The sequence below is a fragment of the Mycobacterium sp. OAE908 genome, from assembly GCF_017872775.1.
Lineage (GTDB): Bacteria > Actinomycetota > Actinomycetes > Mycobacteriales > Mycobacteriaceae > Mycobacterium.
Genome location: NZ_JAGGJL010000001.1, coordinates 1,177,568 through 1,195,876, shown reverse-complemented (window position 1 = coordinate 1,195,876; position 18,309 = coordinate 1,177,568). Strand labels below are relative to the sequence as shown.

General features: G+C 64.6%; 18 protein-coding genes. 12 read left to right on the top strand and 6 right to left on the bottom strand.

All coding sequences use genetic code 11. The annotated features are described in order from the left end of the window. Positions 1 to 53: 53 nt before the first annotated feature. The 4 genes from J3E61_RS05760 to J3E61_RS05745 are packed head-to-tail and all read left to right on the top strand — an operon-like array spanning position 54 to position 4,865. Complete coding sequence (locus tag J3E61_RS05760) at positions 54 to 1,085, top strand: LLM class F420-dependent oxidoreductase (protein ID WP_210082913.1); 1,032 nt, start codon at positions 54 to 56, stop codon at positions 1,083 to 1,085. 43 nt (positions 1,086 to 1,128) lie between these two features. Further along, positions 1,129 to 1,860 (top strand): acetoacetate decarboxylase family protein, encoded by a 732-nt coding sequence (locus J3E61_RS05755; RefSeq protein ID WP_210082912.1) that lies wholly within the window; start codon positions 1,129 to 1,131, stop codon positions 1,858 to 1,860. Continuing rightward, positions 1,857 to 3,086, top strand: a complete 1,230-nt coding sequence (locus J3E61_RS05750) for a cytochrome P450 (protein WP_210082911.1) — start codon at positions 1,857 to 1,859, stop codon at positions 3,084 to 3,086. The genes J3E61_RS05755 and J3E61_RS05750 overlap by 4 nt, the downstream gene beginning before the upstream one ends. Before the next feature lie 27 nt (positions 3,087 to 3,113). After that, positions 3,114 to 4,865 carry an AMP-binding protein gene (locus J3E61_RS05745; protein ID WP_210082910.1) on the top strand — a complete coding sequence of 584 codons (1,752 nt, stop codon included), beginning with the start codon at positions 3,114 to 3,116 and terminating at the stop codon, positions 4,863 to 4,865. 34 nt (positions 4,866 to 4,899) lie between these two features. Here the strand turns inward: J3E61_RS05745 and J3E61_RS05740 are convergent, their stop codons facing one another. Further along, positions 4,900 to 5,709, bottom strand: coding sequence for a crotonase/enoyl-CoA hydratase family protein (locus tag J3E61_RS05740; RefSeq protein WP_210082909.1), 810 nt, complete (start codon positions 5,707 to 5,709; stop codon positions 4,900 to 4,902). 70 nt (positions 5,710 to 5,779) lie between these two features. Between J3E61_RS05740 and J3E61_RS05735 the strand changes: the two genes are divergently transcribed. Genes J3E61_RS05735 through J3E61_RS05725 form a run of 3 tightly spaced genes read left to right on the top strand, consistent with a single transcriptional unit; the run spans position 5,780 to position 9,278 of the window. Then, positions 5,780 to 7,432 carry an AMP-binding protein gene (locus J3E61_RS05735; protein ID WP_192724305.1) on the top strand — a complete coding sequence of 551 codons (1,653 nt, stop codon included), beginning with the start codon at positions 5,780 to 5,782 and terminating at the stop codon, positions 7,430 to 7,432. Further along, positions 7,432 to 8,553, top strand: coding sequence for a nitronate monooxygenase (locus J3E61_RS05730; protein WP_210082908.1), 1,122 nt, complete (start codon positions 7,432 to 7,434; stop codon positions 8,551 to 8,553). The genes J3E61_RS05735 and J3E61_RS05730 overlap by 1 nt, the downstream gene beginning before the upstream one ends. Before the next feature lie 23 nt (positions 8,554 to 8,576). Next, entirely contained in the window at positions 8,577 to 9,278 is a 702-nt protein-coding gene (locus tag J3E61_RS05725) for an alpha/beta hydrolase (protein ID WP_210082907.1), read from the top strand. A gap of 50 nt (positions 9,279 to 9,328) precedes the next feature. Here the strand turns inward: J3E61_RS05725 and J3E61_RS05720 are convergent, their stop codons facing one another. Next, a complete protein-coding gene (locus J3E61_RS05720) occupies positions 9,329 to 10,048 on the bottom strand; it encodes an LpqN/LpqT family lipoprotein (RefSeq protein ID WP_192724302.1) in 720 nt (239 codons plus the stop codon). Between the two features lie 219 nt (positions 10,049 to 10,267). Between J3E61_RS05720 and J3E61_RS05715 the strand changes: the two genes are divergently transcribed. After that, positions 10,268 to 10,663 (top strand): VOC family protein, encoded by a 396-nt coding sequence (locus J3E61_RS05715; RefSeq protein ID WP_192724301.1) that lies wholly within the window; start codon positions 10,268 to 10,270, stop codon positions 10,661 to 10,663. Here J3E61_RS05715 and J3E61_RS05710 read toward each other — a convergent pair. The 4 genes from J3E61_RS05710 to J3E61_RS05695 are packed head-to-tail and all read right to left on the bottom strand — an operon-like array spanning position 10,576 to position 15,149. After that, a complete protein-coding gene (locus J3E61_RS05710; RefSeq protein WP_210082906.1) occupies positions 10,576 to 11,328 on the bottom strand; it encodes an AraC family transcriptional regulator in 753 nt (250 codons plus the stop codon). The genes J3E61_RS05715 and J3E61_RS05710 overlap by 88 nt on opposite strands. Positions 11,329 to 11,363: 35 nt before the next feature. Then, on the bottom strand, positions 11,364 to 12,878 hold the full coding sequence (fadD17, locus tag J3E61_RS05705; protein WP_210085445.1) for a long-chain-fatty-acid--CoA ligase FadD17: 1,515 nt from the start codon (positions 12,876 to 12,878) through the stop codon (positions 11,364 to 11,366). After that, positions 12,865 to 13,956, bottom strand: a complete 1,092-nt coding sequence (locus J3E61_RS05700; protein WP_210082905.1) for an acyl-CoA/acyl-ACP dehydrogenase — start codon at positions 13,954 to 13,956, stop codon at positions 12,865 to 12,867. The genes fadD17 and J3E61_RS05700 overlap by 14 nt, the downstream gene beginning before the upstream one ends. 8 nt (positions 13,957 to 13,964) lie before the next feature. Further along, positions 13,965 to 15,149 (bottom strand): acyl-CoA dehydrogenase family protein, encoded by a 1,185-nt coding sequence (locus tag J3E61_RS05695; protein WP_192725195.1) that lies wholly within the window; start codon positions 15,147 to 15,149, stop codon positions 13,965 to 13,967. Between the two features lie 161 nt (positions 15,150 to 15,310). Between J3E61_RS05695 and J3E61_RS05690 the strand changes: the two genes are divergently transcribed. From J3E61_RS05690 to J3E61_RS05675, 4 genes are all read left to right on the top strand, one after another. Then, the gene (locus J3E61_RS05690; RefSeq protein WP_015309489.1) at positions 15,311 to 15,502 is read left to right on the top strand and encodes a ferredoxin; all 192 of its coding nucleotides are present in this window, start codon (positions 15,311 to 15,313) and stop codon (positions 15,500 to 15,502) included. A gap of 13 nt (positions 15,503 to 15,515) precedes the next feature. Next, the gene (locus J3E61_RS05685; RefSeq protein WP_192724298.1) at positions 15,516 to 16,436 is read left to right on the top strand and encodes a 3-oxoacyl-ACP reductase; all 921 of its coding nucleotides are present in this window, start codon (positions 15,516 to 15,518) and stop codon (positions 16,434 to 16,436) included. Between the two features lie 257 nt (positions 16,437 to 16,693). Further along, positions 16,694 to 17,458, top strand: coding sequence for an ABC transporter permease (locus J3E61_RS05680; protein ID WP_192724297.1), 765 nt, complete (start codon positions 16,694 to 16,696; stop codon positions 17,456 to 17,458). Next, positions 17,455 to 18,309, top strand: coding sequence for an ABC transporter permease (locus tag J3E61_RS05675; protein ID WP_192724296.1), 855 nt, complete (start codon positions 17,455 to 17,457; stop codon positions 18,307 to 18,309). The genes J3E61_RS05680 and J3E61_RS05675 overlap by 4 nt, the downstream gene beginning before the upstream one ends.

Sequence of the window (18,309 nt, the reverse complement as noted above, 5' to 3'; positions counted from 1 at the left end):
CGAGTAGAACAGGTTCTAAGAATGGTTTCAACCACGGGTCGAGAGGCAGGCTAATGAAGCTGGGTTTGCAGCTGGGATATTGGGGCGCGCAGCCGCCGGAAAACCACGCTGAACTCGTGGCCGCGGCCGAGGATGCGGGCTTCGACACCGTGTTCACCGCCGAAGCCTGGGGCTCGGACGCCTACACGCCGCTGGCCTGGTGGGGCCGCGAGACCCAGCGCATGCGGCTGGGCACCTCGGTCATCCAGCTCTCGGCCCGCACGCCCACTGCCTGCGCGATGGCGGCGCTGACGCTCGACCATCTGTCCGGCGGCCGCCACATCCTCGGGCTTGGAGTGTCCGGGCCGCAGGTCGTCGAGGGTTGGTACGGCGCGAAGTTCCCCAAGCCGCTGGCCCGCACCCGCGAGTACATCGACATCCTTCGTCAGGTCTGGGCCCGCGAGGCCCCCGTGCACAGCGACGGCCCGCACTACCCGCTGCCGCTGTTCGGTGAGGGCACCACCGGGCTCGGCAAGAACCTCAAGCCGATCACTCATCCGTTGCGCGCCGACATCCCGGTGATGCTCGGCGCCGAGGGGCCGAAGAACGTCGCGCTGGCCGCCGAGATCTGCGACGGCTGGCTGCCGATCTTCTACTCGCCCCGGATCGCGGGCATGTACAACGAGTGGCTCGACGAGGGCTTCGCGCGGCCGGGCGCTCGCCGCGGCCGCGAGGACTTCGAGATCTGCGCGACCGCGCAGGTGGTCGTCACCGATGACCGCCCGGCGATCATGGAACTGATGAAGCCCCACCTGGCGCTGTACATGGGCGGCATGGGCGCCGAGGACACCAACTTCCACGCCGACGTCTACCGGAGGATGGGCTACGCCGAGGTGGTCGACGACGTCACCAAGCTGTTCCGCAGCGACCGCAAGGACGAGGCCGCCAAGATCATTCCCGACGAGCTCGTCGACGACTCGGCGATCGTCGGCGACCTCCCCTATGTGCAGCAACAGATCAAGGCATGGGAGGCCGCAGGCGTGACGATGATGGTCGTGGGCGCCCGGTCGCCGGAGCAGATCCGCGACCTTGCCGGATTGGTGTAGACACTTCTTGCTACTTGTCTAGAACGCGTTCTAGATTGGCCGGATGACCGGCTCAGCGTCTTCGCAGCACACCATTGCAGGCACCGTCCTCACCATGCCGGTGAAAATCCGCAAGGCCAACCAGCACATGGCGATGTTCTCGGTGGACGCCGACGCCGCGCAGCGACTGATCGACTACAGCGGCCTGAAAGTGTGTCGGTACCTCCCTGGTCGCGCGATCGTCGTCCTGATGTTGATGCACTACCTCGACGGCGACCTCGGCCAGTACCTGGAGTACGGCACGAACGTGATGGTCAATCCGCCGGGCTCGAATGCGTCCGGGGTCAAGGCACTTCAGGATGCCGGGGCGTTCATCCACCACCTTCCCGTCGACCAGGCATTCACCCTCGAGGCGGGCACAAAGATCTGGGGCTATCCAAAAGTCATGGCGGACTTCACCGTTCGTGACGGCAAGCCGTTCGGTTTCGATGTGTCCATCGACGGTCAATTCGCAGTCGGCATGGATTTCCGTCCGGGGCTGCCGATGCCTGCAGCGCTCACGTCGCGCCCGCAATCCAACCCCACTTACTCGTATCGCGACGGGGTGCTACGCGAAACCATCGGAGAGATGACGATGCACGACGTGCGCTACCGGCTCGGCGGCGCCCAGGTGCGTCTTGGCGATCATCCGTACGCGAAAGAACTGGCCTCGCTTGGTTTCCCGAAACGCGCCCTGGTCTCCAGTTCGGCGGGCAATGTGGAGATGACATTCGCCGACGCGCGGGAGATCTCATGACGGACGTTTCATCCTCGGCTGCGCGTCGGGCTACCGTCCCCGACGTCGACTTGACCGACGGCAATTTCTACGCCGACCGCCCGGCCTCGCGCGAGGCCTATCGCTGGATGAGGGCCAACCAGCCCGTGTTCCGCGACCGCAACGGGTTGGCGGCGGCCGCCACCTATGCCGCGGTGATCGAGGCCGAGCGCAACCCCGAACTGTTTTCTAATGCCGGCGGCATCAGGCCCGACCAGCCTCCGCTGCCGATGATGATCGACATGGACGATCCGGCACACCTGTTGCGCCGCAAGCTCGTCAACGCCGGCTTCACGCGCAAGCGGCTCAAGGTTCAAGACGAGTCGATCGGTCGGTTGTGCGACATGCTCATCGACGCGGTATGCGAACGCGGGGAATGCGACTTGGTCAGAGACCTTGCCGCACCTCTGCCGATGGCGGTCATCGGCGACATGCTCGGCGTACTGCCGGACGAGCGGGAACTGTTCCTCAAGTGGTCCGACGACTTGGTCAGCGGACTCAGTTCCACGGTGTCCGAGGCCGACATGCAGGCCACCATGGATGCGTTCGTCGCCTACAACGACTACACCCGCAACAAGATCGAACAGCGTCGCGCCGAACCGACCGAGGACCTGATCAGCGTCCTGGTGCACTCCGAAGTCGACGGCGAACGGCTCAGTGATGACGACATCCTTCAGGAGACGCTGCTGATCCTCGTCGGCGGTGACGAGACGACGCGTCACACGATTTCCGGTGGTATCGAGCAGCTGATACGCAACCGGGACCAGTGGGAGCTACTGCGCAACGATCCTGGCCTGCTCCCCGGAGCGATCGAGGAGATGCTGCGCTGGACATCACCGTTGAAGAACATGGCCCGAACAATCACCGCCGACACGGAGTTTCACGGCACCAGCCTCAAGCAGGGTGAGAAGATGCTGCTGCTGTTCGAGTCGGCGAACTTCGATGAGGCCGTTTTCGGCGACCCGGACAACTTCCGGATTCAGCGGGATCCCAACAGCCACTTGGCATTCGGCTTCGGCACGCATTTCTGCCTTGGGAACCAGCTGGCCAGGATCGAGTTGATCAACATGACGAGTCGCGTGCTCAACCGGCTACCCGATCTGAGGCTGGCGGACGGCGCTGACCTTCCGCTGCGCCCGGCGAACTTCGTGTCCGGCCTGGAGTCGATGCCGGTGCAATTCACCCCGACCAAGCCGCTGACCGGCTAGGACAGCGGGACTGCATACCCTGTCTCCATGGCCGGGTTGCTACAGATCGAGGAATGCCTCGCCGCCGACGGCAGTGTCGTGGTGCCGCCCGGTGTCACGCTGATCTCGCTGATCGAGCGCAACATCGCCAACGTCGGTGACTCGGTGGCCTACCGATACCTCGACTTCACGCGATTGGAGGCAGGGCAACCGACGGAGATCACGTGGAAGCGACTCGGGCTTCGGCTGGAAGCCATCGGCGCACGCATTCAGCAGGTCGCGGGCCATGGTGACCGAGTGGCGATCTTGGCTCCGCAGGGCCTGGAGTACGTCTCGGCGTTTTATGCGGCGATCAAGGCGGGAACCATTGCGGTGCCATTGTTTGCGCCGGAATTGCCCGGCCATGCGGAGCGGCTGGAAACGGCGCTGAACGACTCGCAACCCGTCCTCGTGCTGACCACCGCAGCCGCCAGGGATTCGGTTGACGCGTTCCTCACAACGATGGCGCCCGCGCGAAGGCCGCACGTGATCGCCGTCGACGAGATCCCGGATTCGGCGGCAGACGAATTCGCCCCTGTGACAATCGACGTCGCCGACATCTCTCATCTGCAGTACACCGGAGGCGCGACGCGGCCACCCGTCGGCGTCGAGGTCACCCACCGCGCCGTCGGTACCAACCTCATCCAGATGATCCTGTCGATCGACCTGTTGGACCGAAACACCCACGGCGTCAGCTGGTTACCGCTGTACCACGACATGGGATTGTCGATGATCGGGTTCCCCGCGGTGTACGGCGGCCACTCGACACTGATGTCGCCGACGGCGTTCATCCGCAGGCCGCAACGGTGGATCAATGCGCTATCGGCGGGGTCCCGCGAGGGACGCGTGATCACCGCCGCGCCGAACTTCGCCTACGAATGGACGGCGCAGCGCGGCGTGCCCGATCCCGGCGACGACATCGACCTGAGCAATGTGGCGCTGATCATCGGATCGGAACCGGTGAGCATGGATGCGATCCGTGCTTTCGATAAAGCGTTCGCGCCCTTCGGTTTACCGCGCTCGGCGTTCAAACCGTCCTACGGGATTGCAGAGGCAACGTTGCTGGTGTCGACCATCACGCCCGACGCGGAGCCCATCGTGCGTTACTTCGATCGCGAAGAACTGGCCCGCGACAGGGCGGTTACGACGACCGCCGACGATCCCAGCGCGATGCCGCACGTGTCGTGCGGTCAGGTGGCGCGAAGCCTCGTAGCGGTGATCGTCGACCCCGATGCCGCCGAGGAGTTGCCCGCCGGATGCGTCGGCGAGATCTGGTTGCAGGGCAACAACATTTGTCGGGGCTATTGGGGCAGGCCCGACGAAAGCCGCCGCACGTTCGGCGCCAGGTTGCCGTCGCGGCCCGGCGACTGGCTGCGCACCCGCGATCTGGGCGTGTATCTGGACGGCGAGCTCTACGTCGTAGGCAGGATTGCAGACCTGATCACCGTCGACGGGATGCATCATTACCCGCAGGACATCGAGGCCACGGCTGCGGCGGCGTCGCCGATGGTACGGCGGGGCTACGTGGCTGCGTTCACCGACGACAGTCAGCGGCTCGTGATCGTGGCGGAACGCGCTGCGGGCACGTCCCGCGACGATCCGGCGCCGGCGATCGAGGCCATCGCGGAGTTGGTGTCGCACAAACACGGGCTGACGGTGTCCGATGTTCGCTTCGTGCCCGCGGGTGCCATCCCCCGCACCACGAGCGGCAAGCTCGCCCGGTGGGCCAGTCGCGCCCGCTACGCGATTTCGGCGCGCTAATCCACGCTGAGCGACGGTTTGCGCGCCGAAATCGCTATTTCATCTTGAAATTCGGCGCGCGCTTCTCCTTGAACGCCAGCGGGCCTTCCTTGGCGTCGTCGGAGAGGAACACCTCGATACCGATCTTGGTGTCGATCTTGAACGCGTCGTTCTCGTGCAGACCCTCGGTCTCGTGGATCGTGCGCAGGATCGCCTGCACGGCCAGCGGCCCGTTGTTGTTGATCACCTCGGCGATCTCGAGCGCCTTCTCCAGTGCGGTGCCGTCGGGGACGACGTAGCCGATCAGGCCCATCTCCTTGGCCTCGGCGGCCGTGATGTGCCTGCCGGTCAGCAGAATGTCGCAGGCCACGGTGTAAGGAATCTGGCGCACCAGCCGAACGGCCGAGCCGCCCATCGGGTACAGGCTCCACTTGGCCTCCGAGACACCGAACTTGGCGCTCTCGCCCGCGATGCGGATGTCGGTGCCCTGCAGGATCTCGGTGCCGCCGGCGATCGCGGGGCCTTCGACGGCTGCGATCAGTGGCTTGGTCAGCCGCCTGCCCTTCAGCAGGGCATCGATGCGCGACGGGTCATAGCTGCCGTCCTTGAACGAGTCGCCCGGCGGTTTGGCCGTCGCGGCCTTCAGGTCCATGCCCGCACAGAAGTAGCCGCCGGCGCCGGTCAGGATGCAGCTGCGGATCTCCGGATCGTTGTCGACGCGGTCCCAAGCCTCGACCATGATCGAGAGCATCTCGGTGGAAAGCGCGTTGCGCGCCTCGGGCCGGTTCAGCGTCAAGATCAAAGTGTGTCCGCGCTGCTCAATGAGGGCGTCGGGGCCTTTTTCCGATGTTTGCGCGTCGCTCACGACCAGCCTTCTTTCCAGCGTCGATGCCACAGACTTGAATGAAAATGTAACACGTTCTAGTTTAGGTCTCGTGGCCCTGAACATTGCCGATCTCGCCGAGCACGCCATCGACGCTGTGCCTGACCGTGTTGCCCTGATCTGCGGTGACGAGCAGATCACCTACGCCGAGTTGGAGGAGAAGGCCAACCGCCTTGCTCACTACCTCCTCGACCAGGGCGTGAAGAAGGACGACAAGGTCGGCCTGTACTGCCGCAACCGCATCGAAATCGTGATCGCGATGCTCGGCATCGTGAAGGCCGGCGCCATCCTGGTCAACGTCAACTTCCGCTACGTCGAGGGCGAGTTGAAGTACCTGTTCGAGAACTCCGACATGGTCGCGTTGGTACACGAGCGCCGCTACTCCGACCGGGTCGCCAACGTGTTGCCGGAGACGCCGAACGTCAAGACCATCCTGGTCGTCGAGGACGGCAGCGATGACGACTTTGCCCGCTACGGCGGCATCGAGTTCTACTCCGCGCTCGAGCAGGCCTCAGCCGAGCGTGATTTCGGTGAACGCAGCGCCGACGACATCTATCTGCTCTACACGGGCGGCACGACCGGTTTCCCCAAGGGCGTGATGTGGCGCCACGAGGACATCTACCGAGTGTTGTTCGGCGGCACCGACTTTGCGACGGGCGAGTTCGTCAAGGACGAGTACGACCTGGCCAAGGCCGCAGCGGAGAACCCGCCGATGATCCGCTACCCGATTCCGCCGATGATCCACGGTGCCACGCAGTCGGCCACGTGGATGTCGCTGTTCTCGGGCCAAACCACTGTTCTTGCACCGGAATTCGACGCCGACGACGTGTGGCGGACGATCGAGAAGTACAAGGTCAACCTGCTGTTCTTCACCGGTGACGCGATGGCGCGCCCGCTGCTCGATGCGCTGACCAAGCTGCACGACGGTGGCCACGAGCCGGACTTGTCGAGCCTGTTCCTGCTGGCCAGCACGGCCGCGTTGTTCTCGACCAGCATCAAGGAGAAATTCCTCGAACTGCTGCCCAACCGGGTCATCACGGACTCGATCGGTTCGTCGGAAACCGGGTTCGGCGGTACCAACATCGTCGTCAAGGGGCAGTCGCACACCGGCGGGCCGCGCGTCACCATCGATCACCGCACCGTCGTCCTCGACGAGAACGGCAACGAGGTCAAGCCGGGCTCCGGAGTGCGCGGGATGATCGCGAAGAAGGGCAACATCCCGGTCGGCTATTACAAGGACGAGAAAAAGACCGCCGAAACCTTCAAGACCTTCAACGGCATCCGCTACGCGATCCCCGGCGACTACGCAGAGGTCGAGGAAGACGGATCGGTGACGATGCTCGGTCGCGGCTCGCAGTCCATCAACAGCGGCGGCGAGAAGATTTACCCCGAAGAGGTCGAGGCCGCGCTCAAGGGCCATCCGGACGTTTTCGACGCGCTCGTGGTTGGCGTTCCCGACGAGCGGTACGGCAACTGCGTCGCCGCCGTCGTGCATCGCAGGCCTGGCACCAACCCGACGCTTGCCGAACTCGACGCCTTCGTGCGCAACGAGATCGCGGGATACAAGGTTCCGCGCAAGGTTTGGTGGGTCGACGGGATCCAGCGGACCCCGGCCGGGAAGCCCGATTACCGATGGGCGAAAGACCAGACCGAGGAGCGGCCCGCCGACGATGCGCACGCCAACCACGTGGGGTCCTCGAGCTGATGCGCACCGAGCTGTGTGACCGCTTCGGCATCGACTATCCGATCTTCGTTTTCACACCATCGGAAAAGGTTGCCGCTGCTGTCAGCAAGGCCGGTGGACTCGGTGTGCTCGGGTGTGTGCGGTTCAACGATGCCGACGATCTCGAGAACGTGCTGTGCTGGATGGACGAGAACACCGACGGCAAACCGTACGGCGTCGACATCGTCATGCCCGCCAAGGTGCCGCAAGAAGGCTCCGCAGTCGACATCGACAAGCTGATTCCACAGAGCCATCGTGACTTCGTCGCCAAAACCCTTGCCGATCTTGGTGTTCCGCCGCTGCCCGACGAGGGGGAGCGCAACGAGGGTGTACTCGGGTGGTTGCACTCGGTGGCGCGCTCGCACGTCGAGGTGGCCCTCAAGCATCCGATCAAGCTGATCGCGAACGCGCTTGGCTCACCGCCGCGCGACGTCATCGACCAGGCCCACGAGGCCGGTGTTCCAGTGGCGGCGCTGGCCGGCAGCGCCAAGCACGCGCAGCGCCATGTCGACAACGGTGTTGACATCGTTGTCGCGCAGGGCCATGAGGCCGGTGGACACACCGGTGAGATCGGGTCGATGGTGTTGTGGCCGGAGATCGTCGACGCTCTCGACGGTAAGGCGCCGGTGCTGGCGGCCGGCGGCATCGGCACCGGCAGGCAGGTGGCCGCGGCGTTAGCCCTTGGCGCACAAGGTGTTTGGATGGGTTCGGCGTTCCTGACGTCGGCGGAGTACGACCTCGGTCACCGTAAACCGGGCGGGGTTTCGACGATTCAGGAAGCGCTGCTGCGGGCCAACTCCAGCGATACGGTCCGCCGCCGCATCTACACGGGCAAGCCGGCCCGGCTGCTCAAGACTCGCTGGACTGACGCGTGGGACGAACGCGATGCGCCGGAGCCACTGCCGATGCCGCTGCAGAACATCCTCGTCAGTGAGGCCCATCAGCGGATGAACGAGTCCGACAATCCCGACACCGTCGCGATGCCTGTCGGCCAGATCGTCGGCCGGATGAACGAGATCCGGCCCGTCGCCGACATCATCGCCGAGCTCGTAGCCGGCTTCGAGCAAGCTACTCGCAAGCTCGACGACATCCGGGAGGGTTAGCTAGAGTCCCCTGAGGGGGGATGATGGCGACTTTTGCGTTGGTGCACGGGGCGTGGCTCGGCCCGTGGTGTTGGGAAAATCTGGTACCCGAACTCGAAGCACAAGGTCATCGAGTGATCGTGATGGACCTACCGGTAGACGACAGTGCAGCAACGTTCGACGACTACGCCGACATCGTCTGTGCCGCAATCAGAGACGTCCGCGGCGATGATCTGGTTCTTGTCGGTCATTCAATGGGCGGACAAACGATCCCACTCGTCGCTGCGCGCAGGCCGTTGCGATGCCTGGTCTATTTGTGCGGCGTACCACCGATTCCTGGTCGGCCGTTCGCGCAGCAGATGATCGACGAACCGGAAATGCTCAACCGCGACTATCCGAGTGGGTTGGGCGTGAAGGATGCCGAAGGTCGTCGCAACTGGATAGACCAGAAACTGGCGCACTCTCACGTTTTCGGTGATTGCGACGAAGCGACGGCTTCGGCCGCTTTCGCCCGGCTTCGTCCGCAATCCATGGAGCCGTACAAGGTGCCGTGTTCGTTGCCCGCGTATCCCGCCGTCGACACCAAATACATAGTGTGCGAACAGGACCGCATGGTCAATCCGCCGTGGTCGAGGCGGATCGCGCGGGACTGGCTCAAGGCCGAAATCGTTGAACTGCCAGGCGGCCATTCGCCGTTCTACTCGCGGCCAACCGATTTGGCTGCTGCTCTGAGCGGTCTGGCATAACGCAAACGCCGCCGGAATGCAGATCTCCGGCGGCGTTGCGTCGCAGTCGGTCAGGGCGTGATCGTGGTGTCCGTGTCGATCACATCGGTTGCCGCGCCGATGATTTCCTTCTGGTCTTCCAGACCGTCGGCGTTGAGCTGCAGGACGTAAAGGCCGTCGCTGCCTGGGATCACGACCGTCTTCTGCGCGACGATCTTCGTCTGGCCGTCCTGGGTCCAGGTGCCACCGAGCTGGAAGGCCGGGTACTCGCCAAGTGTGCTCGTCTCGCCCTCGTTCATCGCCTTCCAACCGGGCAGGTTGTTGAGCTCACCGGGAGCCAGGTCGATGATCTTCTGGGGATCGACGTTGCCGGTCAGTTTTGAAACCAGGGCGACGATGCTCGGTGTGTAGTCGCCGGCGTCAGGTCCGGTGTAAACGATTGCGCCGTATGCCCAATCGGGCGTGTCCTCACCGGCGGGCTCCCAGCCGTCGGGAACCGGCAGATCGATGGTGGGCGAACCGGGATCGCCGCGCTTGACCGGGGTCTCCTGGATGTTGTTCTCCGCGATGTAGCTGGCGATGGTCGGGTTCGGTCCCTTTGCGTCCTCATCGCGCGGGGCCACCTTGGGTTTCGACGACGGGGCGGCCTTCTTGCTCGTCGAGGAACTGGTGGAGGTCTTCGAAGAGGTGGATGTGCTGGGTGCAGTCTTCGTGTCAGAGCCGCAACCGGACAGCAGGACGGCGAGCGTCGCGGCTATCGCGACGGTCCCAGTGATTGCTGTGCGTTTCACTAATTACTCCTGTCGATCTGTGCTCGCCGGTCGCCGTGACGGCAAACGGATTCGGCGGATGTGCCGTAGCGAAGCGTAGTGCAAAATCGCCCATATGCAGGCAGAGTAGATCTACTTATTCTTCCCCTGCGAACTACCTAGCAAGGGTCGGCGAGTGCGCACCGTTCGTGTCCGATTTGTTCACGACAGCGCCGCAGGCCGCGACCTAGCGTGCTGGACATGGACATACACCTGAATTCGGCCGTGTTCCAAGTCTTCGCGTCGGACCTCGAGCGATCGATTGACTTCTACCGCCTGCTGGGCCTGCGCATACCGGATGGCGAAACCCCGCACGTAGCGGTTGACCTACCTGGTGGAAACAAGCTGTCGCTCGACACTGAGAACACGATCGCCGGCATGCATCCGGGTTGGGCGCCGACTTCCTCGGACAGTCGACTGGCATTGGCGCTGGGGGTCGGATCACCGGCGGAAGTCGACGCGTTGTTCGAGAAGGTCACGGCCGCAGGTCATGCCGGGCCGTTGCCGCCCTATGACGCGCCGTGGGGAATGCGGTATGCGACTGTCGCCGATCCCGACGGCAATTGGGTCGATCTGTTCGCGCTACTGGATTCCTGACGCAACTTCGCCAGCGGCACTCCCGCAAGGTCGCGCACCTCGCGGTACAGGTGTGGCTGGTCTGCATATCCGGCCCTGGCGGCCACCTCCGTCGGCGGCAGCCCGTCGCGTGCCAGAACCACAGCGCGCCGGAATCGCAAGATGCGGCGCAGTGTTGCGGGACCGTAGCCGTATACAGATGTGCACTGGCGCTGCATGGTTCGGTTCGACCAACCGATCTCGCGGGCCACGCCGGCGACCGCTGAGCCCGTGGCGAGCCTTTCGGTCACATGGCCCAGCAGCGACAGCGACCAGGGCGCGGTCTCTGGGCGGGGTTCGTTGGCTGCGAGCTCCGTCGCGAGATCAACCAGAGAACGACGGCGGGGGAGCCCGCTGCGCAACTCGGTCAGTGCCACGCGGTCGTCGCGCAGCTCTGCGGCGGGCACACCGAGTAAGCGGGGCAGTACGCCTGGACGAAACCGCAAGCCCACGAACGGCTCTCCACCGTTTGGGGTGACCGACGCGCTGGTATCGGGTCCGGCGACCATGATGCGGCCGTCCATCCGAATCAGATCCATGCAGCCATCGGGAAGCACACGCACCACCTGGGGCGGGCCGTCCACCACCCACGCGCATTCGACGAGATCGCGCAGCGCGGTCGGGGGCGAAAACTCGCGATAGCCCACGATCGCCAGGCTACCGCCGCGCTACGACAACGGCGTCAGCGCTTGATCGGATACACCGGGTCGGGGCAGTCGGTGCCTTGCGCTTGCAACTGTCGCTTGATCACCTTGAACGTCTCGGTCCTCGGCAGTTGCGCGCCGACGCGCACGAACGAGGGCCATTGCTTGGGCCCGAGATCGGGTTGTTCGGCCAGAAACGCCGTGAACTTGTCGGGGTCGAACTCCGCATCCTCGGTGAGCACCAGCGCCGCCATCACCTGATCGCCGACGTCAGGAGCGGGGACACCGTACACCGCGACCTCGACCACGTCGGGGTGGCGCAGCAGCACCCGTTCGATCGGCGCGGACCCGAGGTTCTCGCCGTCGACGCGCATCCAGTCGCCGAGCCTGCCCGCGAAGTACGCGTAACCGTTCTCGTCGCGGTACGCCAGGTCCCCGCTGTGATACATGCCTCCGCGCATCCGCTCGGCCTCGGCATCGGGGTCGTTGTAATAGCCCTCGAAACGCCCTGCGTCCGAAGCGTTTACCAGCTCGCCGGTCACGCCGGGCGGGCACGGCGCACCGGTCTCGACGTCGATGATCTCGGTCCCAGGCGGTAACGGGCCAAGTGCGCCGGGCGGCGTGTCGGGTGTGCGGCCGATCGCGATGCCGCCCTCCGTCGACCCGAACCCGTCCATCACCAGGGTGTCGAACCGCTTGGCGAACCGCTCCACATCGGCAGGCGCGCCCTCGTTGCCGTAGACCGCTCGCAGCGGGTTGTCCGCATCGTCGGGACGCTCGGGCGTGGCAAGCACGTACGACAACGGTTTGCCGACGTAATTCGCATACGTCGCACCGTAGTGGCGGACATCGGGAATGAACTGCGACGCAGAGAACTTGCGCCGCAACACAAGTGAGCCACCGCATGCGATCGCCACCGCCCAGCCGACCAACACCGCGTTCGAATGAAACAGCGGCATCGAGACGTAGCACACGTCTTGGGGGCCGAGCGAGAAGCGCTGCGCCATCGTCACTCCCGCGATCGCGACCTTGCCTTCGCTGCATTTCACGGCTTTGGGCTCGCCGCTGGTGCCCGACGTGTAGATGAGCATGAACAGGTCGCCGGGATCGGCGTCGTACGCGACGACGGGTGTGTCCCGGTAGGTGGCCACCTCTGTCGCCCACTCCGGCGAATCGACATCGATGTAGTCGACATCGAGTCCGGTTGCCGACGCCGAATCGGCCAGCACCAGTTGGCAATCCGCGTGGGTGAAGTCACGGGCCAGCGCCGCTCCGCGTCGCACCGGATTCAGTCCCACCGGGACGATTCCCGTCAGCGCCGCAGCGACGAGCACCGCGGAGAAGAACGGCGTGTTCTGCAGTAGGACACCGACGTGCGGCGGTCGTGCGGGGTCCAGGCGCGCCTTCAAAGCGGCAGCGATCGCGGCCGCGTGCGCGATGTGGTCGCGCCAGCTGGTGAAGTCGTCCTCGAAGAAGACGCCGCGATCGTCGACCTCGACCAGCGGGGTCAGCAGGCCGGTGACAGTTGGAAGATCCACGCTAAGCGGGCGTATCGGCCAATTCACGGCCGATGCGCAGCAACTGTCCCGTCGCGCTGCCGACGGCGAACTCGGTCTGCTTGGCCGCCAGGAAGTACCGGTGCACGGGATGGTCCAGGTCGATACCGACGCCGCCGTGCACGTGCACGGTGGTGTGCGCCACGCGGTGGCCGGCGTCGGCCGCCCAGAACGCCGCCGTATTGACGTCGATGTCTGCGGGTAAGTCCTCCGACAACCGCCACGCGGCCTGGGTGACCGTCAGGCGCAGCGCCTTCACGTTGATGTAGTCATCGGCCAGCCGCGATGACACCGCCTGGAAACTGCCGATTGGCCGGTCGAACTGCTCACGTTCACGGGCGTAGGACGCCGTCAGCTCCAGCGCCCGGTCGAGCACGCCGAGTTGATACGCGCTGCGACCCAACGCGCCGTGGATGGTCAGCCAGCCGATGACCTCCTCGCCGCCGACGACCCGATCGGTCTCGACACCCTGCAGTTCGAGGTGGCCGATGCTGCCGAGGCCGGTGGTTTCGAGGCTCGTCACCGTCACGCCCGCGTCTGCCTTGCCGATCAGAAAAACCTTTGTCCCGGAATCGGTTTCGGCCGGAACCAGGAACGCGTCTGCGACGGGCCCGAAGGCGACCTGCGTGCACGAACCCGTCAACCGATAGCCAGAGCCACTAGCCTGAGCCCGTACCGGGCCTTCGCCCATCTCGCCGTCAAGCGCCACTGCGATGATCTTCTCGCCGGCGACCGCGGGCGTCGCCCACTCCTGCTGCAGCGCCTCGGAGCCGAACTTCGCCAGCGCGCCTGCGCCGAGCACCACCGAATCCAGATAGGGCACCGCGGCAAGCTGACGGCCAAGCGCCTCCAGCACGGCCACCTGCTCCAGCACGCCAAAACCGCCACCGCCCAGTGCCTCTGGCGCGGCTGCGGACAGGATGTCGGCCTCGATCAACTTGCCCCACAGGTCGCGGTCGAAGCGCTCGTCGAGCTTGTCGAGCTCGCGCTGATGCTCATTGGTGCACACCGAATCGGTGATGGTGCGCGCCAGACCGCCCAGATCGTCCGCGGCTTCCGTCGTCTTGAAATCCATGATCTTCCTTACCGATTGACCCGGGGCAGTCCGAGCGCCACCATTCCGATGATGTCGCGCTGAATCTCGTTGGTGCCGCCGCCGAACGTGAGGATCAGGCAGCTGCGATGCATGCGCTCGACGCGTCCACGCAGCAGCGCGCCGGGGGAGTTCGTGCGAAGCGTGCCCGCGGTGCCGAGCACCTCCATCAGCAGCCGGTAGGCCTCGGTGGCCAACTCGGTGCCGTACACCTTGGCCGCCGACGCGTCCGCGGGAGACGGGGAGGCCTCGGCAGAGGACGCCAGTTCCCAGTTGATCAGCTTGAGCACCTCGGCCTTGGCGTGCACCCTTGCCAAATTCAGCTGCACCCATTCGGAGTCGATCAGCCGGTTGCCGTGGATGTCCTTGGTGTTCTGCGCCCATTCGCGAACGCCGTTGAGCGCCACGAAGATCGGCTGGGCAGAAACGAGTGCGACGCGCTCGTGGTTGAGCTGGTTGGTCACCAGCTTCCAGCCGGCGTTCTCCTCGCCGACGAGGTTCGTGACGGGCACCCGCACGTCCTGGTAGTAGGTGGCGCTGGTGTCGACGCCGGCCATCGTGTGCACCGGCGTCCACGAGAAGCCCTCGGCGGTGGTCGGCACGATCAGCATCGAAATGCCGCGATGCTTCTTGGCTTCCGGGTTCGTGCGCACGGCCAGCCACACGTAGTCGGCGTAGGCGATCAGGCTGGTCCACATCTTCTGGCCGTTGATGACGTAGTCGTCGCCGTCACGCACCGCGGTGGTGCGCAGCGCGGCGAGGTCGGTGCCTGCACCCGGTTCGGAGTAGCCGATCGAGAAGTGCAGTTCACCGGCGGCGATCTTGGGCAGGAAGAACTTCTTCTGCTCCTCGCTGCCGAAATGCATGATCGTCGGCGCGACGCTGTTGATGGTCAGGAACGGCACCGGCACATTCGCGATTGCGGCTTCGTCATTGAAGATCAGGCTCTCCATCGGCGTGCGCTCCTGGCCGCCGTACTCCTTGGGCCAGTTCAGCGTGAGCCAGCCGTCCTTGCCCATCTGCTGGACCGTTTCGCGGTAGACGTTGCCGCGGCCCATCTCGCCGCCATCGCCCGCGGACAGCGCCTCGGCACGCTCAGGTGTCATGAGTTTGGTGAAGTAGGACCGCAGCTCGCGGCGCAACTCCTCCTGCTCCGGGGTGTAGCCGATCCGCATCGCCATGTCCTCACGTCTTGGATACTTCTGGTGTATTAAGAAAGCCGTCATACGGCCCGCCTTCACTCCCGGTTGTAACACGTTCTAGTCTTGGGGTCCAGGCCGGTGCCACACTGGCGCGCAAAGCAGCAGGGGCCGCGTGGCCCCGAAAGGAGACTGTCATGCGAGTGGAAGTGGACCGTGACCGCTGTGAGGGCAACGCCGTTTGCGTCGGAATTGCCCCCGACCTGTTCGATCTCGACGACGAGGACTATGCGGTGGTCAAGGCTGACCCGGTGCCTGCCGACCAGGAGGACCTGGCCGAGCAGTCGATCGCCGAGTGCCCACGAGCTGCCCTGATCCGCAGAGACTAGAGGTATTCATAAAGTGACTGTTTCGAACGACGCGACCGATCTGTCCGGACTGGTCGCGGTGGTCACAGGCGCGGCGGCGGGGCTTGGCCGCGCCGAGGCCATCGGGCTTGCCCGGGTGGGCGCCACCATCGTCGTCAACGACATCGCGAGCGCGTTGGACCGCTCCGACGTCATCGACGAGATCACGGCTGCCGGCTCCAAGGCTGTCGCTGTCGCAGGCGACATCAGCGAGCGGTCGACCGCCGACGAATTGGTGCAGACCGCCGATGGTCTCGGGGGTCTCGGCATTGTGGTGAACAATGCGGGGATCACTCGTGACCGGATGTTGTTCAACATGTCCGACGAAGACTGGGATGCGGTGATCGCAGTGCATCTGCGCGGCCACTTCCTGTTGACCCGCAACGCGGCCACCTACTGGCGGGCCAAGGCCAAGGAAAACGATGGACAGGTCTACGGCCGCATCATCAACACCTCCTCGGAGGCCGGCCTGGCAGGACCGGTCGGCCAGGCGAATTATGGTGCCGCCAAGGCAGGCATCACCGCGCTGACGCTGACCGCGGCACGTGCGCTCGAGCGCTACGGGGTACGGGCCAACGCGATCGCGCCCCGCGCGCGCACCGCGATGACCGCCGACGTCTTCGGCGATTCCCCGGAACTCGCCGACGGGCAGATCGACCCGCTGTCGCCCGAGCACGTGGTCAACCTCGTGCGGTTCCTCGCGTCGCCCGCGTCACGAGACGTCAACGGACAGCTGTTCATCGTCTACGGTCCTACGGTGACCCTCGTGGCGGCGCCGACGGCAGAGCACCGCTTCAGTGCGGATTCCGAGGCTTGGGACCCGTCCAAGCTGTCGGAAACGTTGCAGAATTACTTTGCTGGCCGTGATCCTGAAAGGAATTTCTCAGCAACGGCCCTCATGGCTCAAGGAGAATGACGTTCTCTCTTTGAGGGCCTTGTGTAGAGCTAGAACGTGTTACAGAATGACCTGGGTCACAGTGGCTTTGACCTGCACAAAAGTTACGATTTAGAGTAGTTTTTCCGTTCTTTGACACTGCGAACTTGTTCTAGTTAGTATGATCCGGCTCACTAAGAGCAACGCTTAACAAAAGGGTGGGAGAACCGCCGCGGGGAGTGGTTTCGAACTCTTCGCCAAGGCGCACTTTCCGCGCCCCGCCAGAAACGGAGCCGAGGTTGAGGGAGCAACTCGCCATTCCGGCTCGGGCCGTCGGCGGGTTCATGGAAATGTCTCTCGACACCTTCCGGGCGATCTTTCGTCGACCCTTTCAATTCGGTGAGTTTCTCGATCAGACCTGGATGATTGCGCGGGTTTCGATCGTTCCGACGCTGCTGATCTCGATTCCGTTCACCGTGCTGGTCGCCTTCACCCTCAACATCTTGTTGCGCGAGATCGGCGCCGCGGACTTGTCCGGATCGGGTACCGCTTTCGGCACCGTGACGCAGCTGGGCCCGGTCTCAACCGTGCTGGTCGTTGCCGGCGCGGGGGCGACTGCGATCTGCGCCGACCTGGGTGCCCGCACCATCCGCGAGGAAATCGACGCGATGCGGGTGCTGGGTATCGACCCGATCCAGCGCCTGGTGGTGCCTCGCGTTCTGGCTTCGACGTTCGTGGCACTGCTTCTCAACGGTCTTGTGATCGCGATCGGCCTGAGCGGCGGCTACGTATTCTCCGTGCTGTTACAGGGCGTGAACCCCGGCGCGTTCATCAACGGCCTGACCATCCTGACCGGGTTGGGCGAGTTGGTTATTTCTGAGTTCAAGGCATTGCTGTTCGGCGTCATGGCGGGGCTCGTCGGCTGCTACCGCGGTCTGACCGTGAAAGGCGGACCCAAAGGTGTCGGAGAAGCCGTCAACGAGACGGTCATCTACGCGTTCATCTGCCTGTTCGTGATCAACGTCCTCATGACGGCAATCGGCATTCGGATCCTCGGCAGATGAGCGAGCTGGGGAGCTACGACGTCACGCTGCGGTTGCGGCGGGCGCTTCGACGGGTGACGGCCGCGGTGGACAGCTTCGGTGAACAGGCCCTGTTCTACTCGACGTCGGTCCGATTCATACCTCTGGCGCTGAGGCGATACCGCACGGAAACCGTGCGGCTGATCGCAGAGATGACGTTGGGCACCGGTGCATTGATACTCATCGGCGGCACAGTGGGCGTCGCGGCGTTCCTGACCCTCGCCTCTGGCGGGGTCATCGCCGTGCAGGGCTACCAGTCGCTGGGCAACATCGGGATCGAGGCGCTGACCGGCTTCCTGTCCGCCTTCCTCAACGTACGCATCGTCGCCCCGATCATCGCGGGGATCGCGCTCGCCGCCACGATCGGCGCCGGCACCACAGCCCAACTCGGCGCGATGCGCATCGCCGAGGAGATCGACGCGGTCGAGGCCATGGCCGTGCACTCGGTGGCTTATCTGGTTTCCACTCGGATCATGGCCGGCCTGGTGGCGATCATTCCGTTGTACTCGCTGGCCACGCTCGCGGCGTTCTTCTCTGCCCGCGCGATCACCGTCTATGTCAACGGACAATCCGCCGGCCTCTACGACCACTACTTCAATACGTTCCTGATACCGACAGACCTACTGTGGTCGTTCGCCCAGGCCATCGTGATGTCGATCGCGGTGATGCTGGTGCACACCTACTACGGCTACAACGCGTCGGGTGGCCCCGTCGGCGTGGGCGTCGCCGTGGGTCAGGCGGTGCGGACGTCGCTCATCGTCGTGGTCGTCATCACTTTGTTCATCGCCCTCGCCGTATACGGCGCGTCCGGTAACTTCAACCTCTCGGGGTAA

Bases quoted from the DNA above. Each gene is read 5' to 3' on its own strand.
- J3E61_RS05730 (WP_210082908.1), top strand. From the start codon at position 7,432: ATGCGCACCGAGCTGTGTGACCGCTTCGGCATCGACTATCCGATCTTC.
- J3E61_RS05715 (WP_192724301.1), top strand. From the start codon at position 10,268: ATGGACATACACCTGAATTCGGCCGTGTTCCAAGTCTTCGCGTCGGAC.
- J3E61_RS05755 (WP_210082912.1), top strand. From the start codon at position 1,129: ATGACCGGCTCAGCGTCTTCGCAGCACACCATTGCAGGCACCGTCCTC.
- J3E61_RS05675 (WP_192724296.1), top strand. From the start codon at position 17,455: ATGAGCGAGCTGGGGAGCTACGACGTCACGCTGCGGTTGCGGCGGGCG.
- J3E61_RS05690 (WP_015309489.1), top strand. From the start codon at position 15,311: ATGCGAGTGGAAGTGGACCGTGACCGCTGTGAGGGCAACGCCGTTTGC.
- J3E61_RS05760 (WP_210082913.1), top strand. From the start codon at position 54: ATGAAGCTGGGTTTGCAGCTGGGATATTGGGGCGCGCAGCCGCCGGAA.
- J3E61_RS05745 (WP_210082910.1), top strand. From the start codon at position 3,114: ATGGCCGGGTTGCTACAGATCGAGGAATGCCTCGCCGCCGACGGCAGT.
- J3E61_RS05725 (WP_210082907.1), top strand. From the start codon at position 8,577: ATGGCGACTTTTGCGTTGGTGCACGGGGCGTGGCTCGGCCCGTGGTGT.
- J3E61_RS05700 (WP_210082905.1), bottom strand. From the start codon at position 13,956: ATGGATTTCAAGACGACGGAAGCCGCGGACGATCTGGGCGGTCTGGCG.
- J3E61_RS05695 (WP_192725195.1), bottom strand. From the start codon at position 15,149: ATGCGGATCGGCTACACCCCGGAGCAGGAGGAGTTGCGCCGCGAGCTG.
- J3E61_RS05750 (WP_210082911.1), top strand. From the start codon at position 1,857: ATGACGGACGTTTCATCCTCGGCTGCGCGTCGGGCTACCGTCCCCGAC.